This is a genomic window from Ewingella sp. AOP9-I1-14 (assembly GCF_052375995.1).
Classification (GTDB): Bacteria; Pseudomonadota; Gammaproteobacteria; order Enterobacterales; family Enterobacteriaceae; genus Ewingella; species Ewingella allii.
Genome location: NZ_JBQSVA010000003.1, coordinates 23,707 through 40,465 on the forward strand (window position 1 = coordinate 23,707; position 16,759 = coordinate 40,465).

At 54.0% G+C, this 16,759-nt stretch carries 11 protein-coding genes; 3 read left to right on the forward strand and 8 right to left on the reverse strand.

Annotation, left to right across the window (positions count from 1 at the left end; all coding sequences use genetic code 11):
• Positions 1–21 precede the first annotated feature (21 nt).
• From eno to rlmD, 5 genes are all read right to left on the reverse strand, one after another.
• The gene (gene eno / locus ACT3RT_RS10125) at positions 22–1,317 is read right to left on the reverse strand and encodes a phosphopyruvate hydratase (protein WP_353501053.1); all 1,296 of its coding nucleotides are present in this window, start codon (positions 1,315–1,317) and stop codon (positions 22–24) included.
• Between the two features lie 75 nt (positions 1,318–1,392).
• On the reverse strand, positions 1,393–3,030 hold the full coding sequence (pyrG, locus tag ACT3RT_RS10130) for a glutamine hydrolyzing CTP synthase (protein ID WP_034787426.1): 1,638 nt from the start codon (positions 3,028–3,030) through the stop codon (positions 1,393–1,395).
• Positions 3,031–3,375: 345 nt separating this feature from the next.
• Positions 3,376–4,182 carry a nucleoside triphosphate pyrophosphohydrolase gene (mazG, locus tag ACT3RT_RS10135; RefSeq protein ID WP_496202930.1) on the reverse strand — a complete coding sequence of 269 codons (807 nt, stop codon included), beginning with the start codon at positions 4,180–4,182 and terminating at the stop codon, positions 3,376–3,378.
• 93 nt (positions 4,183–4,275) lie between these two features.
• Positions 4,276–6,519: a GTP diphosphokinase gene (relA, locus tag ACT3RT_RS10140; RefSeq protein ID WP_353501051.1), complete on the reverse strand. Its 2,244-nt coding sequence runs from the start codon at positions 6,517–6,519 to the stop codon at positions 4,276–4,278.
• A 27-nt stretch (positions 6,520–6,546) separates the two neighbouring features.
• A complete protein-coding gene (gene rlmD, locus ACT3RT_RS10145; protein ID WP_496202931.1) occupies positions 6,547–7,920 on the reverse strand; it encodes a 23S rRNA (uracil(1939)-C(5))-methyltransferase RlmD in 1,374 nt (457 codons plus the stop codon).
• A gap of 66 nt (positions 7,921–7,986) precedes the next feature.
• Here rlmD and barA point away from each other — a divergent pair, with 66 nt between their 5' ends.
• The 3 genes from barA (at position 7,987) to celB (ending at position 12,912) form a co-directional block, all read left to right on the forward strand.
• Positions 7,987–10,734, forward strand: a complete 2,748-nt coding sequence (gene barA, locus ACT3RT_RS10150) for a two-component sensor histidine kinase BarA (RefSeq protein WP_485903124.1) — start codon at positions 7,987–7,989, stop codon at positions 10,732–10,734.
• A 361-nt stretch (positions 10,735–11,095) separates the two neighbouring features.
• Complete coding sequence (locus ACT3RT_RS10155; protein ID WP_496202932.1) at positions 11,096–11,446, forward strand: PTS lactose/cellobiose transporter subunit IIA; 351 nt, start codon at positions 11,096–11,098, stop codon at positions 11,444–11,446.
• A 116-nt stretch (positions 11,447–11,562) separates the two neighbouring features.
• The gene (gene celB / locus ACT3RT_RS10160; RefSeq protein ID WP_496203048.1) at positions 11,563–12,912 is read left to right on the forward strand and encodes a PTS cellobiose transporter subunit IIC; all 1,350 of its coding nucleotides are present in this window, start codon (positions 11,563–11,565) and stop codon (positions 12,910–12,912) included.
• Positions 12,913–12,992: 80 nt separating this feature from the next.
• On the opposite strand, the gene ACT3RT_RS10165 is transcribed toward celB, so the two are convergent.
• From ACT3RT_RS10165 to garR, 3 genes are all read right to left on the reverse strand, one after another.
• A complete protein-coding gene (locus ACT3RT_RS10165) occupies positions 12,993–14,270 on the reverse strand; it encodes an amino acid deaminase (protein ID WP_496202933.1) in 1,278 nt (425 codons plus the stop codon).
• Positions 14,271–14,483: 213 nt separating this feature from the next.
• A complete protein-coding gene (locus ACT3RT_RS10170; RefSeq protein WP_496202934.1) occupies positions 14,484–15,629 on the reverse strand; it encodes a glycerate kinase in 1,146 nt (381 codons plus the stop codon).
• Positions 15,630–15,724: 95 nt separating this feature from the next.
• Positions 15,725–16,645: a 2-hydroxy-3-oxopropionate reductase gene (garR, locus tag ACT3RT_RS10175; protein ID WP_496202935.1), complete on the reverse strand. Its 921-nt coding sequence runs from the start codon at positions 16,643–16,645 to the stop codon at positions 15,725–15,727.
• Positions 16,646–16,759 lie beyond the last annotated feature (114 nt).

A 16,759-nucleotide genomic window follows, 5' to 3' on the forward strand; every position in this document is an offset into this window, starting at 1 on the left:
AAGTGTTCTAAAGCGCAGTAATTACTGGCCTTTAACTTCTTTCAGACCGTTAAACGGTGCTGCATCACCCAGCGCTTCTTCGATACGAATCAGCTGGTTGTATTTAGCAACACGGTCAGAACGGCTCATAGAGCCCGTTTTGATCTGGCCTGCAGCAGTACCAACAGCCAGGTCAGCGATGGTAGCGTCTTCAGTTTCGCCTGAACGGTGAGAGATAACTGCAGTGTAGCCAGCATCTTTCGCCATTTTGATCGCTGCCAGAGTTTCGGTCAGAGAACCGATCTGGTTGAATTTGATCAAGATGGAGTTAGCGATACCTTTTTCGATACCTTCTTTCAGGATCTTGGTGTTAGTTACGAACAGATCGTCACCAACCAACTGGATTTTGTCGCCCAGAACTTTAGTCTGGTAAGCAAAGCCATCCCAATCTGACTCGTCCAAACCGTCTTCGATAGAAACGATTGGGTACTGTTTAGTCAGGTCTTCCAGGAAGTGAGTGAACTCTTCAGAAGTGAAAGCTTTGTTGCCTTCGCCAGCCAGAACGTATTTGCCGTCTTTGTAGAATTCAGACGCAGCACAGTCCATCGCCAGAGTGATGTCTTTGCCCAGCTCGTAGCCCGCTTGTTTAACAGCTTCAGCGATAACAGCCAGAGCTTCAGCGTTAGAACCCAGGTTTGGCGCGTAGCCACCTTCGTCACCAACAGCAGTACCCATGCCTTTAGATTTCAGAACTTTAGCCAGAGTGTGGAAAACTTCAGAACCCATACGGATGGCTTCTTTCAGGGTTTTCGCGCCAACAGGCTGGATCATGAACTCTTGGATATCAACGTTGTTATCAGCATGCTCGCCACCGTTGATGATGTTCATCATTGGCAGAGGCATAGAGTATTTGCCTGGGGTGCCGTTCAGTTCAGCGATGTGCGCGTACAGCGGCATGCCTTTAGAGGCAGCAGCAGCTTTAGCCGCAGCAAGGGAAACAGCCAGAATCGCGTTAGCACCGAACTTAGATTTGTTCTCAGTACCGTCGAGATCGATCATGATCTTGTCGATGTTAGCCTGGTCTTTCGCGTCTTTGCCTTTAACAGCGTCAGCGATTGGGCCATTTACTGCAGCAACGGCTTTAGTAACGCCTTTGCCCAGGTAACGTGATTTATCACCGTCACGCAGTTCCAGCGCTTCGCGAGAACCAGTAGATGCGCCTGATGGAGCCGCTGCCAAACCTACGAAACCGCCTTCCAGATGAACTTCAGCTTCTACAGTAGGGTTACCACGGGAGTCGATGATTTCACGACCAATCACTTTAACGATTTTGGACATTAGGATTTCCTCAGTACAAGTTAACTAAAGCTTCAGACAAACAACGTGCCAAATGGCACGCTGTTTCTCCTATATTTATTTTACCTGACGCTTCTGATACTCACCGGCAGCTTTAACAAAGCCTGCAAACAACGGATGACCATCACGCGGCGTTGACGTAAATTCCGGGTGGAACTGGCAAGCCACAAACCATGGGTGGTTTGGCAGCTCGATAATTTCCACCAGTTGCTTGTCGCCAGAGCGTCCTGCAACGCGTAAACCCGCGGCTTCGATCTGTTTGAGCAGCATGTTGTTTACTTCGTAACGGTGACGATGACGTTCTACAATCGTCGGCTCGCCGTACATCTCGCGAACCAGGCTACCGTCAGTCAGGTGGCATTGTTGCCCACCGACACGCATGGTGCCGCCTAAATCACTCTCTTCAGAACGGACTTCTACATTGCCGTTCTCATCACGCCATTCGGTAATCAATGCCACAACCGGGAACTTACAGTCTGGCACAAATTCGGTTGAGTTGGCGTTTTCCATGCCAACAACGTGGCGGGCAAACTCCATCAACGCGACCTGCATACCTAAACAAATACCCAGGTAAGGGATGTTGTTTTCGCGCGCATATTGGGCGGTCATCACTTTCCCTTCCACACCACGGTAACCGAAGCCACCAGGGATCAGGATAGCGTCCAACCCTTTCAGAATTTCTACACCACGCGTTTCGACATCTTGTGAGTCGATAAGTTTGATGTTGACGGTCAGACGATTTTTCAGCCCGCCGTGCTTGAGCGCTTCGATAACAGACTTATAAGCATCTGGCAGCTCAACGTATTTACCCACCATCCCGATGGTCACTTCGCCACCTGGGTTCGCTTCTTCATACACTACCTGCTCCCATTCGGACAGGTTGGCTTCAGGCGGGGTCAAGCTGAATCGTTTACAAATATAGTCGTCCAGACCCTGAGATTTCAATAGGGCTGGGATTTTATAAATGGAATCAACGTCTTTAAGTGAAATAACCGCTTTTTCTGGCACGTTACAGAACAAGGCGATTTTCGCGCGTTCGTTGGCCGGTACGGCACGGTCTGAACGGCAGATCAGCACGTCTGGCTGAATACCAATCGACAGCAGTTCTTTAACAGAGTGCTGGGTTGGTTTGGTTTTCACTTCGCCGGCGGCTGCCATGTACGGAACCAGAGTCAGGTGCATGTACAGCGTGTGCTCACGGCCGACTTCTACCGCCATCTGGCGAATAGCTTCCAGGAATGGCAGAGATTCGATATCGCCAACGGTACCGCCAATTTCAACCAGAACCACATCATGGCCTTCGCCACCTTCGATGATACGTTCTTTAATGTTGTTGGTGATGTGTGGGATAACTTGAATAGTCGCGCCCAAATAGTCGCCACGGCGTTCTTTGCGCAGTACGTCAGAGTAGATGCGGCCCGTAGTGAAGTTGTTGCGACGAGTCATTTTGGTGCGGATGAAGCGCTCGTAGTGACCTAAATCGAGATCCGTTTCAGCGCCGTCTTCGGTGACGAACACTTCGCCGTGCTGAGTTGGGCTCATGGTGCCAGGATCCACGTTGATATACGGGTCCAGTTTCATGATAGTCACGTTGAGGCCACGGGCTTCGAGAATAGCCGCCAGAGAGGCTGCGGCAATGCCTTTACCCAGAGAGGATACGACCCCGCCGGTCACAAAAATATAATTAGTTGTCATGCTGAACCTGAGAGGTTAGGTTTAAAGACGATGGAATAACCAAGACGGGAAAACAGTATACCGGAACCTTGTGCGCGCCACAAATAAAGGTTTTGCTGTTTATCATCGTTTTCTTCGCCTCAGTTCAGAAGAGTTAACTCTTCAAGCCCCTGTCTCTGATTCTTTTAAAAACAACAAGTTAACCATTATGATTCGCTAACTTGCTGCCGTAGCCCAATAAAATCTCTTAGATTTCAATTTGTTGGACTTTGCTCTCTCAGGCCAAGCAATACTTGGTTGACTAAGTTTGAGCTTAACCGTTTCAGCACTGACAGATATTGTCGCCGATCAAAGTCCGAGCGGACGTCAGTGCGCCTCGCCTTGCTTCACTTGCTGCCACGCCTCTTCCATTTGATCCAAGGTTGCGCCCTCCATGGTTAAGCCTTGCTCACGAATAATCTGTTCAACCTGACGGAAGCGGCGCTCAAACTTACGGTTAGCGGCCTGTAGTGCATCTTCCGCTTTATGTCCCAGATGGCGCGACAGATTGACGGTCGCAAACAGCAGGTCGCCAATCTCTTCGCCCAGCTTCTCTTCATCGATAACCACCTGTTGCGCTTCGTGCATCACTTCGTCTATCTCTTCATAGACTTTATCCAGCACCGGGCCGAGGGTGGTCCAGTCGAAGCCGACATTGGCGCAGCGCTTCTGGATTTTATGCGCGCGCATCAGGGCTGGCAAAGCCTGTGGAATATCATCCAGCGCGGAATGCAGCGACTTCTCTGCTCTTTCCAGCGACTTGCGCGCTTCCCATTTCGCTAACACATCCTGACTGCTCTTCTCCTTTTGCGGGCTGCCGGCATTGGCGAAAACGTGAGGATGGCGGCGCTCAAGCTTATCGGAGATGGCATTGCAGATATCGTCGAAGGCAAACAGCCCCTGCTCGCTGCCCATTTGGGCATAAAACACCACCTGAAAGAGTAAGTCACCCAGCTCGTCGCGCACGTCGTCGTAGTCCTTACGAGCGATAGCGTCGAGCACTTCGTAAGCCTCTTCTAAAGTGTAAGGCGCGATAGTTTCAAAGGTCTGCTCCTTGTCCCACGGGCATCCGGCAATCGGGTCGCGCAGGGTTTTCATGATGGTGAGCAAGCGTTGCAGGGCTGATTCTGTCATGGCGGACTGTCCGTTTCTTATTGAGCGGCGGGCGTCTGAGCGCCAACCGTAAAAAATAAAGGCCCGACAAGCGGGCCTGTAAAATCAAAGCAATTAGTTACCGTGAAGGCGCTTGGCGTCAATCACATCCGGCAGTTGGTTGAGCTTGGCAATCACGCGCCCCAGCACCTGCGGGTTGTAGATTTCGATGTCCATATCGATAGTCGCCAGCTGCTGCTTGGTGTCGCTACGGCTGGCAACGCCGAGCACGTTAACCTTCTCGTTGGCAAGAATGGTGGTGATGTCGCGCAGCAGGCCGCTGCGGTCATTGGCGACCACGCGGACCACCAGCGAGTAACCGCTGGAGTAGCTTTCGCCCCACACGGCGTCAACCACGCGCTCCGGCGCATTCTGGCGCAGGTCTTCCAACTGGTCACAGTCAGCGCGGTGAATAGAGATCCCACGCCCCTGGGTGATATAACCCACAATCTCATCGCCTGGAATCGGCTGGCAGCAACGCGCGATGTGGTGCATCAGATTACCCACGCCTTCCACCACCACGCGACCATTGTCCTTGCCTGTACTGCGCGGCGGCGGCGCAGAGGTTTTCTGAGTCAACTGGCGCAGCGCCTCTTTGTCTAACTCTTCCGCACTCGGCTTTTTCAACTGAGATTGCAGGAAGTTAACCATCTGGTTCAGGCGAATATCGCCGTTACCGATGGCCGCCAGCACTTCATCCAGCGAGTTGACGTTGTAGCGCGGCAGCAGCAGTTTCTCGGCATCTTTGATGCTGATATCCAGTCTATCGAGCTCGTCATCGAGGATCTGTTTGCCGGCAATAATGTTCTTGTCGCGATCCTGCTTGCGGAACCAGTTGTGGATCTTCGACCGCCCACGGCTGGTGGTGACATAGCCGAGGTTCGGATTCAGCCAATCGCGGCTTGGGTTCGGGTGCTTCTGGGTGATGATCTCAATCTGATCGCCCATTTGCAGCTGATAAGTGAACGGTACGATGCGCCCGCCAATCTTAGCCCCGATACAGCGGTGACCGACATCGCTGTGGATGTGGTAGGCGAAGTCGAGCGGCGTGGAGCCCATCGGCAAGTCAATGACGTCGCCTTTCGGGGTAAACACGTAGACGCGATCGTCGAACACCTGACTGCGCACTTCATCGAGCATTTCGCCCGAATCGGCCATCTCTTCCTGCCACGCAATCAGTTTACGCAGCCATGCAATGCGGCCTTCGTAGCCACCGCTGCGGCCACCGGCCACGGCAGTACCCTCTTTGTATTTCCAGTGCGCGGCCACGCCCAGTTCGGCATCTTCGTGCATCTGGCGGGTACGGATTTGCACTTCAAGGGTTTTGCCTCGCGGCCCGAGAACCACGGTATGAATGGACTGATAGCCGTTAGGTTTCGGGTTAGCGACGTAGTCATCAAACTCGTCAGGCAGATGGCGGAAATGGGTGTGAACAATACCCAGCGCCGCGTAGCAATCTTGCAGGCGCTCGACCACGATACGCACCGCGCGGACGTCAAACAGCTCGTCAAATGACAGCGCTTTTTTCTGCATCTTACGCCAGATGCTGTAGATGTGTTTCGGACGACCATAGACATCAACTTTGATGCCCTCTTCGGCCATCGCACCGCGCACGGTGGAGACAAAATCGTCAATATACTGCTCACGATCGATGCGACGCTCGTGCAGCAGTTTGGCGATTCTTTTGTATTCGTCAGGATGCAGGTAACGGAAGCAGAAATCCTCCAGCTCCCATTTTAACTGGCCGATGCCCAGACGGTTAGCCAGCGGGGCATAGATGTTGGTACACTCTTTCGCCGCCAACACGCGCTCTTCTTCCGGCGCGTCTTTCACTTCGCGCAGGTGAGCGATACGTTCGGCAAGCTTGAGCACCACGCAGCGGAAATCTTCCACCATCGCCAGCAGCATGCGGCGAACGTTATCCACCTGCTCGGAGGCCATGGAGTCGTTTTGCGTGGCTTTTAGCTGGCGGATGGCGTCCATATCGCGCACGCCATGCACCAGATCGGTGATGCTTTTGCCAAACTGCTGGGTCAGCGTGTCTTCATCGATAATGCCAACATCAACCAGGGGGAACAGCAGCGCGGCGCGCATACTGTCGTTGTCCATGCTCAGGGTAGAGAGGATCTCGACCATCTCCAGCCCGCGCCATAAAAGCAGCGAGGCATCCGGATGGCCTTGTGTCTGTTGTTCGCAGTAGCGCCAGGTTTCGGCTAAACGCTCACATGACTGCTGGCTAGAAAGGCCTAAACTGGTTATCCAGTCGTCGAGCGCAAACTCGCCTGCCGTGTTCAAATGTGCACTTCTTACCGCAACCATACCCTCTCCCTACATTTCTGCTGCCATTCAGGCGACAGACGGGTTGATAAACAGAGCCATCGACTCAAGATGCCCAGTGTGCGGGAACATATCCAGCATGCGAACCTGAGCTAAGCGATAACCCGCCTCCAACAAAATTTTGCTGTCCCGCGCCAAAGTCGTGGGGTTGCATGAGACATACACCACGCGCTGCGGGTTCAGCTTAATAATATGTGTCATAACGCCAGCAGCACCGGCCCTTGCAGGGTCCAGCAGCACTTTATTAAAGCCCTGTGCCGCCCAAGGTTGCTGGCTGACATCCTCTTCCAAATTTTCATGGAAGAATTCAGCATTGTTCAAATTATTTCGAATGGCATTATCTTGCCCATTCGCCACCAACGTGGCAACACCTTCTACGCCAGTGACGTGCTTTACACGCTTGGCTAAAGGCAGGGTGAAATTACCCACGCCGCAGAATAAATCCAATAGGCGATCGTCGGAATTGAGATCTAGCCATTCAATCGCCTGTGCCACCATTTGCTGGTTGACGTCATCATTCACCTGAATGAAATCACGCGGGCTGAATTTCAGCGTCAGGCCATCAATTTGATAGAACGGCGGCTCGCCGCACAGCAGCGCTAAACTGTCGCTTTCTGCCGCCAGCCATACCGCCACGCCGTGTTCTGCGCCGAAGGCCAACAGGCTGGCGCGGTCTTGCTCTTTCAGCGGATCGAGATGGCGCAACACGATTAATGGACCATTTTCGGCCAGCACCAGTTCAACATGCCCCAAACGTTGGGCCGCTGAGAGGTGAGAAAGACAGTGTTGCAAAGGCACCAACAGACGTTCCAGCTCAGGGCGTAGCACCGGACAGCGATTTATCCCCACCAGATCATTCGAGCCTTCCTGACGAAAACCCATCACCAGCGTAGAAGAAGATGAGGAAGACGCCATTTTATTTTTGCCTTTCCCGCCGCCTTTCCCACTTCCGGCAATCTGTAAACCCAGTCGCGCGCGGCGACGATAGCCATATTGCGGGCCAGCGATCACCGGCTGAGGTTGCGCTTCTACCCCAGTTTCGCGTGAAATAAGGCGTAATAAGGCCGCAGATTTGCTCTGTTGCTGTAATACTTCACTGGCATGTTGCTGCTGACAGCCGCCGCAGGTAGTGAAATGTGGGCAGGCCGGTTTCACGCGCTGTTCGCTGGTGATCAGCAGGCGTTTTACACGCCCTTTGGCATACTGGCGTTTATCCTCGGTGAGCGTCACCTCGGCCTGTTCGCCGGGCAGCAAGCCGCTGATAAATATCGCCTTACCATTGTGGCGCGCCACACCCTGACCAAATGCATCAAGGTCGGTGGCAGTCACAGTTATTGTTTGCCGGGTCGTCACGCGACGATTCGGAGAGTAGAATTGGGCCATTATTGTTGATTGCACGCTGAGTCAATTAAGGTCTTTCAGCTGCTGATTCTCCCACATTGGAACCTCATGACCAAATATAGCCTTCGCGCACGGATGATGATTTTAATTCTGGCACCGACTTTGATGATTGGTCTGCTGCTCAGCACCTTCTTTGTGGTGCATCGTTATAACGAGTTGCAGAAGCAATTAACGGACTCCGGTTCCAGCATTATTGAGCCTTTGGCCGTCGCCAGCGAATATGGCATGACCTTCCGTGAGCGAGAGCCGGTAACGCGTTTAATCAGCCGACTGCATCGCAACCATTCAGAGATTGTTCGCGCCATCAGCGTGTTCGACGGGCAAAACAAACTCTTTGCTACCTCAAACTCGTTGCGCGAAGGCAACAAGTTGCAGGTGGCTTCAGTTAGCGATATTCCGCGCGAACTCACCCAAAAACGCATGGGAGACTCACTGATTTTGCGCACGCCGATTTTGGCGGAAAACCACACGGCGGCGGATGACGACGCCTTCCACACCTCGCCTGCGCGCACTCTCGGCTACATCGCTATTGATCTGGATCTCAGCTCTGTTCGCCTACAGCAGTATCAGGAGGCCTTTGTCTCCACCATGTTGCTGCTGCTCTGTCTGGGTATCGCCACGCTGTTCGCTTACCGCCTGATGCGCGACGTGACTGGCCCAATTCGCAACATGGTCAATACCGTTGACCGTATTCGTCGCGGCCAGCTCGATAGCCGCGTCGAAGGCAACATGCTGGGTGAGCTGAGCATGCTGAAAAACGGCATTAACTCGATGGCCATGTCGTTGACTGCCTACCATGAAGAGGTGCAACAGAACATCGATCAGGCCACCTCGGATCTGCGAGAGACGCTGGAGCAGATGGAGATCCAAAACGTGGAACTGGATCTGGCGAAAAAGCGTGCGCAGGAAGCTGCCCGTATTAAGTCCGAGTTCCTCGCCAATATGTCCCACGAGCTGCGTACCCCGCTCAACGGGGTGATTGGCTTCACTCGCCAGACCCTGAAAACGCCGCTGTCGCCGACGCAGGCCGATTACCTGCAAACCATTGAACGTTCTGCCAATAACCTGCTGACAATTATTAACGACGTGCTCGACTTCTCGAAACTGGAAGCCGGCAAACTGGTGTTGGAGCATATCCCGTTCTCCCTGCGTGAAATGCTGGATGAAGTGGTGGTATTGCTGGCACACACTGCCCATGAAAAAGGGCTAGAGCTGACGCTCAATGTGCACAATAACGTGCCGGAAAGTGTCCTTGGCGACCCGATGCGCTTGCAGCAAGTTGTCACTAATTTACTCGGTAATGCCATCAAGTTCACCGAAAATGGCAACATTGATATCAATGTGGAAGTTCGCTCGCAGAACAATTTGCAAGTGGAGCTGGAAGTACAAATTCATGACACAGGGATCGGAATATCTGAGCGCCAACAATCGCAGCTCTTCCAGGCATTCCGTCAGGCCGATGCCAGTATTTCCCGTCGCCACGGCGGCACCGGGCTGGGGCTGGTTATCACTCAGCGGCTGGTCAAGGAGATGGGCGGCGACATCAGCTTCTACAGCCAAATTAATCGCGGATCGACCTTCTGGTTCCACATCACCCTTGAGTTGAATGACAACCGACACATCACGCCGCTTTCCATGTCCTGTCTGGAAGGTAAGCGCCTGGCCTATGTGGAAGCCAACCCAGCGGCGGCGAAAGCCACGCTGGAAATCTTGCAATCCACGCCGCTCGACGTGGTGCATCGCACGACCATTCAAGCACTGCCTGACCCTTATTACGACCTGATGCTGTGCAGCATTCCGGTGAAACTCGACCACCAACTTTCTGACTACGACGAGCGCCTGCAGAAAGTGTTAAAGATGACTGACAGGCTGATGTTGGCACTGCCGAGCGAATTCCAGGTTGATGCTGAGTCCCTTAAAAATCGTGGGGTACGAGCCTGTTTAATCAAGCCTATCTCCAGTATTCGCCTGCTGCCGCTGCTGCTTGCAACGCCTTATTCCCCGCCACTCCTGAACGTGGACGGCGCGCGTTCTGACCGCCTGCCCCTGACGGCCATGGCGGTGGATGACAACCCGGCGAACCTCAAGCTGATTGGGACTCTGCTGGAAGAATTGGTGGAAACCACCCTGCTCTGCCATAGCGGCGAAGAAGCCATCGACATGGCACGTAATAACGATTTGGATATCATCCTGATGGATATTCAGATGCCAAACATCGATGGTATTCGCGCCAGTGAAATCATTCACCAGATGCCGCACCACGCAAAAACGCCTATTGTCGCCGTCACCGCCCACTCGCTGAGTGGCGAGCGTGAACAGCTGCTCAAAGTGGGCATGGACGATTATCTGGCGAAACCTATTGATGAGAGCATGCTAAAACGCGTGCTGGCGCGCCATTACTCCCACCAGACGCCGCAGGAATCCCCGCTGAATCAGCAGAGCGGCAGCATGCCGATGAGCACGCTGGATTGGCAACTGGCCCTGCGCCAGTCTGCTAACAAAGAGGATTTGGCGCGCGATCTGCTGCAAATGCTGGTCGATTTTCTCCCGCAGGTCACTGAGCGGGTGAACGCCGTGGCGCAGGGTGAGCCGGACGAAGACATTCTGTCGCTGATCCATAAGCTGCACGGCAGCTGTAGTTACAGCGGCGTGCCGCGTTTGAAACAGCTCTGTTTTTACCTTGAACAGCAACTGCGTAAAAACATCCCAGCGAGCGACCTGGAGCCGGAATGGTTCGAGCTGCTGGACGAAATTGAAAATGTGACCCGCGAAGCGCAACTGCACCTGAAACGGTAAATTATGCGACATCAACATTTGCTTGAGATCTCACTTACGGAAAATAGTTTCTGTTCGCGTCCACACTAACCCGCTGAAATTAAGCGTTATTTTTTCCTCATATAAAAATCCTATGGTCGGGAGGTATTTACAACTCCCGATCACTTTGGTTTAACTCTATTCATCAGTTGCGCAGTTTTCCCTCACTCTATTTCTGGGCTGAAGTCGGTATTTTTGCGCGAGCTGATTTTTTTGATTCAAAAATGAGAGCGCTCTCTTTTTATTTATGAGGCGCCAATCGTAGTCTGTCTTCCTGACGACGAGACCTGAAACCAGACAATCCCACCGATGACTGTCTCTGATTTAAGTAGAGGAAAAACGCATGGATCTGGAAAACACAATCATGGAGTTGTTGGTTCACGCAGGAAGCGCCCGTAGCCATGCCATGATGGCGTTACAACACGCCCGCCGTGGTGACTTCCCTGCCGCAGAGCAGGCCATGGGCGACTCGCGTCAGGCCGTATCTTTAGCCCACGGCATGCAAACTGAGCTTATCGGTCTGGATGAAGGCTGCGGCAAAATCCCGGTCAATCTAATCACTGTCCACGCGCAGGACCACCTGATGAATGCGATGGTCATTCAGGATTTAGCCATTGATATGATTGAGCTTTACCGCCGTTTACCGCCAGCACCTACAACTAAGGTAAACACATTTCAGGCCAGCCATTGCTAGCCTGACCTCACGCAATACATCGTTTTAATTAGCCAAGCACTGACAAAAATAGCCATTAACAAATAATAATGCGGAAATAATCCGCTCGGGGGTGTGTAGTGTCTAAACCGAATGTCCTGCTCGAACGTTATGTTTTGCCTTTTGCTTTGAAGATAGCCTCGCAAAAGCACGTCCTGTCGGTGCGCGACGGCATCATTTTGAACATGCCATTCATGCTGATTGGCTCCTTCTTCCTGATTTTCGCCTACCTGCCAATTCCAAGCTACGCCAACATGATGGGCGAGGTGTTCGGCGCGGCTTGGCGCGAAAAGCTGCTTTACCCGGTGAAAGCGACCTACGACATCATGGCGATTATCTCCAGCTTCGGCATCGCCTACCGACTGGCGGAGAAATACAAAACGCTGGACCCGCTGACCACCGGCGCCGTCTCGCTGGTGGCGTTCATTCTGACCATTCCGCAAAACACCCTTTTCCAGCCACTGAATGGCGCGACTGAACAGATCGTTAAAGGCGTGTTGCCAATGAATTTCATCGGCAGTCAGGGGCTGTTTGTGGCCATCGTCATCGCGATTCTTTCGACTGAAATCTATCGTTTCGTCCACGACCGCAATCTGGTGATCAACATGCCTGCGGGCGTGCCACCGGCGGTGGCGAAATCCTTTTTGGCGCTGATCCCGGGCTTTGCCGTCATGGCGGTGGTGCTGGCCCTGCGTTTGGGGGTTGAAGCCACGCCGTTCGGCAATATCAACAATATGATTGCCACCCTTATCGGCATCCCGATGCACCACATTGGCGGTACGCTGCCGGGGATGATTTTCTCGGTGATATTGATAGGTTTGCTGTGGATGGTGGGGCTGCACGGCGACGCCATCGTGCTGGTGTTTATTCAGCCGGTGTGGCTGTCTAACATGTCCGAAAACCTGACGGCCTTCCAGAACGGCCAGCCGATCCCGCACATTATTACTCAGCAGTTTTACGACTTATGGATAGCGCCGGGGGGCACCGGAGCCTTGCTGGGGCTAGTTATCTTCATGCTGCTGCGCGCCCGCAGCGCGCAGATGAAACAGCTGGGGAAAATTGCCGCGCCGGGCTGCCTGTTTAATATTAGCGAGCCAATGGTGTTTGGTATTCCGCTGGTGATGAACCCGTACTTCGCCATTCCGTTTATTCTGACCCCGGTGATTCTGGTGATTGTCACCTATACCGCAATGGCTACCGGGCTGGTGACGCCGCCGGTAGGGATTGCGCTACCGTTCACGACACCAATCTTCATCAGTGGCTATCTGGCCACCGGCGGGCATATTTCTGGCACAGTGATTCAGGTGGTGAATTTGGGGATTTCGCTGGTGATTTACTATCCGTTCTTCCGCGCCTGGGACAAGTTGAAGTATAAAGAAGAGCATCAGGCCGCGCAGTTAGAAGCGGAGAAAGCGCAAACCGCCGCAGGGCAATTAACCGCCCGCTGATACTACTGCTGTAGCAAACTGAAGAAACAAAAAAGCCCGACGACTGTCTGCCAGCGTCGGGCTTTTAGGTTTCAAACTTGTTAGAACCAGGTAGTTACCGCGCCGGTCACGTCCCACTGTTCATTCACTCGCAGCAGCTGACGCCATCTGTCGAAGGTCAGGCAAGGGTGGGAAATGTCGAAAATCAGCATGTCGCCGACCTGAATATCGGCCCCTGCGGGCACGGTCATAAAGGCGTGTTGGTCCATCATCTTGATGATTTCCCATGACTTATTTACCGGCACAACCGTAGTGTAGCCTGCCGAATGGCTGCTTTGCGGGCGAAAATGCCCGGCAGCGACCGGGAAACCCGCATCCGGCCCGGCGTCGCGACGGCCCAGACCGATGATCGCCCTGCCCGGCTCAGGCAGTGACTGTACGTAAGCCCACACCTGTAGCGCAGGTTGCAGGCTGCTGTTCATCTGGCGCGCCACCGGATTTTGGGCCTGAATTCGCTGATTAGCCTGCTGATAAATACCGGCGTCATGGGTCAGGTAGCAGCCTGAACGCAAGATAACGTCAAGCGTGAAACGCTGCTGGCTGTCCAGATACTGGCTATCACGCCTAAACTCTTCGGCCACCACGTCAAACCACGCGGAGCCTGCGCCGGTGAGAATCACCGTCGGCTCGGCAAAGGCACCGTTCTGCGCCAGAGCCTCGGTGCGTTGCATCACGTGTTGCAGGAAAGCGCGAATGGGCGCTTCTTCATTAATCACCCCTTCGTAAATTTCTACCCCCACCAGCGAAATAGCCCGCGGCCAGCGCTGGATAGCCTCTAACACCTCCAGCTCCTGCTCGGCGTTGCGCACGCCGGTGCGCCCGCCGGCCAGACCATATTCCAACAGCACCCGCAGCGTCTGCTGGCGAGAAGTAAAATACTCGCCGAGGGCGTCGACGTTGGCCGCTGAGTCAACGATACAGGTGAAATCAAACTCGCTGTCCTGTGCCAACAGCCCGGCGATCACGGCCATATTGGCTTTGCCGACCAGCTGATTAGCCATGATGACCCTGCGCACGCCGTGCTGAAACGCCGCATTGACCTGCGGCGCCGTCGCCAGCGTAATACCCCACGCGCCGCTATCAAGCTGTAACTGGAAAAGCTCGGGGCTCATGGTGGTTTTGCCATGCGGCGCCAGCTTGAGGTGGTAGCGGCTAATGAACTCGCTCATCCACGCCAAATTATGCTCTATGCGCTCATCCAACAGCACCGCCACCGGCAGGCTGACCTCTTCTCGCAGAATATTCCAACCCTGCTGGCCGATGTCCGCCATCTGCGGTTCATCCGGCAAGGTGCCTAAGCCTTTGGTTTGGGTATTCACCGGCTGGGAGGAGAAGTCATAAAGCGAAGATAAATCATAGAGTTATGAAAAATCATACGGCTGGGAGAAGTCAGGCTCGGACATGATGGCTCTCGTTTGGCGTTATCTGCGAATCAATAGTGCAAACCTAGCGCACGCGCAGGTCTGGGGTAAAGCCCAAAAATCGGCACGCCGAGTTATCAGGTGCCAATTCAGGGGCTGGCTGGCGGGCACTCATTCAGGCAGCGTCTGCGCCAGCTTGATGGTGGCGGCGATATTGCGCGCCGTGTTGTGTAGGTTTTCGGCGGCATTCGCCAGCGCGTCTTCCAAGGTACAGATAGAAGAAAGCACGCTAAACACCGCATCCAAGCCATGGTCGAAAACCACATCTACATCTTTGGTCAGGCTGCCGCCGATACCAATGACCGGCTTGTTATAGCGTTTCGCCACCCGCGCGACGCCGATTGGCACCTTGCCATTGATACTTTGGCTATCAATGCGCCCTTCGCCGGTGATCACCAGCGTGGCGTCTTTCACTAACGCCTCTAGCCCCAGCGCTTCGGTCACAATCTCAATCCCCTGACGTAACTGCGCCCCGCAAAAGGCGTGCAGCCCGGCCCCCATACCTCCGGCGGCACCCGCCCCCGGTAGGCTGTCCACATCAATATTAAGGCTGCCCTTAATCAGCTTGGCGAAGTGAGCAAGATAGCCATCAAGCTGCTTGACCATTTCTGGCGTCGCCCCTTTTTGCGGGCCGAAAATCGCCGATGCGCCATTTTTTCCCGTCAGCGGATTGGTCACGTCACAGGCCACTTCGAATCGGCAATCTTTGATTCTGGGGTCCAGTTCGCTGATATCAATACTGCTAAGCTGCTCCAGCGCGCCGCCGCCCTGACCAATCTGCTGGCCTTGCGTATCCAACAGCTTCCCTCCCAGCGCCTGCACCATGCCCGCGCCGCCGTCGTTGGTGGCACTGCCGCCAATGCCGATGATGCAATGTTTGACACCATGGTCCAGAGCATGGCGAATCAGCTCGCCGGTACCGAAAGAGGTGGTTTTCAGCGGGTTGCGTTTCGCCTGCGGCACGCTTTCTAAGCCACTGGCCGCCGCCATTTCGATAAAGGCGACGTTACTATCGCCAGACAGGCCAAAGAATGCCTCAATCGGCTCTCCCAATGGGCCGGTCACTTTGACTTTCACCACTTTGCCATGAGTCGCGGCCACCATGGCTTCCACCGTGCCTTCGCCGCCGTCGGCAACCGGCAATTTGACGTAGTGGGCGTCGGGGAAAATTTCCCGAAAACCGCTTTCAATGGCTTTCGCTACCTCTAGCGCCGATAAGCTTTCTTTAAATGAATCAGGTGCGATAACTATCTTCATGCACGACACGCGCCGCTCGAGAAAAGCGTCCTGTTGATGAATGTATCTAGTCACACAAGAAAACGGCGCCAGTTTAGCGCCGCTTTCTCGGTTAACTACCGGGTCACTTCTATCTTCGCTAAGCTTTCATAATAGCGTGCAATTGCGCTGTGGTCAGACTGCCCCAACCCATCGGCTTTCAAAGCTTGCAGCATTTCCATCACCTGAGCTGTGAGTGGCAACTGCGCACCAATGCTGTGTGAAGTGTCCAGCGCGTTAGCCAAGTCTTTGATATGCAAATCAATACGAAACCCAGGCTTGAAGTTTCTGTCCATCACCATTGGCGCTTTAGCTTCTAACACCGTGCTTCCCGCCAACCCGCCGCGAATGGCCTGAAAAACGAGCTCCGGCTCGACGCCCGCCTTGGTGGCTAACACCAGCGCTTCGGACATGGCGGCGATATTCAACGCCACGATCACCTGATTCGCCAACTTAGTGACATTACCTGCGCCTATGTCACCGGTATGCACCACCGAGGCAGCCATGGCTTTCATCAGTTCATAGCATTTTTCGAACACGGCTTTATCGCCGCCAACCATCACCGACAGCGTGCCGTCTACGGCCTTTGGCTCACCGCCGGACACCGGCGCATCAAGCATCGCGACCTGCTTTTCCGCCAGCGCCTGACTGATTTCCCGACTGGCGAGCGGCGCGATAGAGCTCATATCGATAACCACCAGCCCGGCACGCGCCCCTTCGATGATGCCATTCTCACCCAGCACCACCTCTTTTACCTGTGGAGAGTTCGGCAGCATGGTGATAACAATGTCGCTCTGCTCGGCCACGGCTTTTGGCGTGGCGGCGCTGGTGGCTCCGGCTTTCACCAGCTGCTGCGTCGTCTCATGATTGTGGTCCAACACCACCAGTTGATAACCCGCCTTGAGCAGATTTCTACTCATGGGCTTGCCCATTATCCCTAAACCAATAAATCCAATTTTCATGCTGCGAGCCTCGTTGAGTATCAAGAAGATAGCCATTATAAAAAACGGCCTTCCCGCCGGCAGTGGGCAGAAGCCCAAAGCCGACGGCGAAGTTCGCCTCTTTCGTCTGGCATTTGCACAATGCTCTGTGAGACCTATCCCGTTATGCAG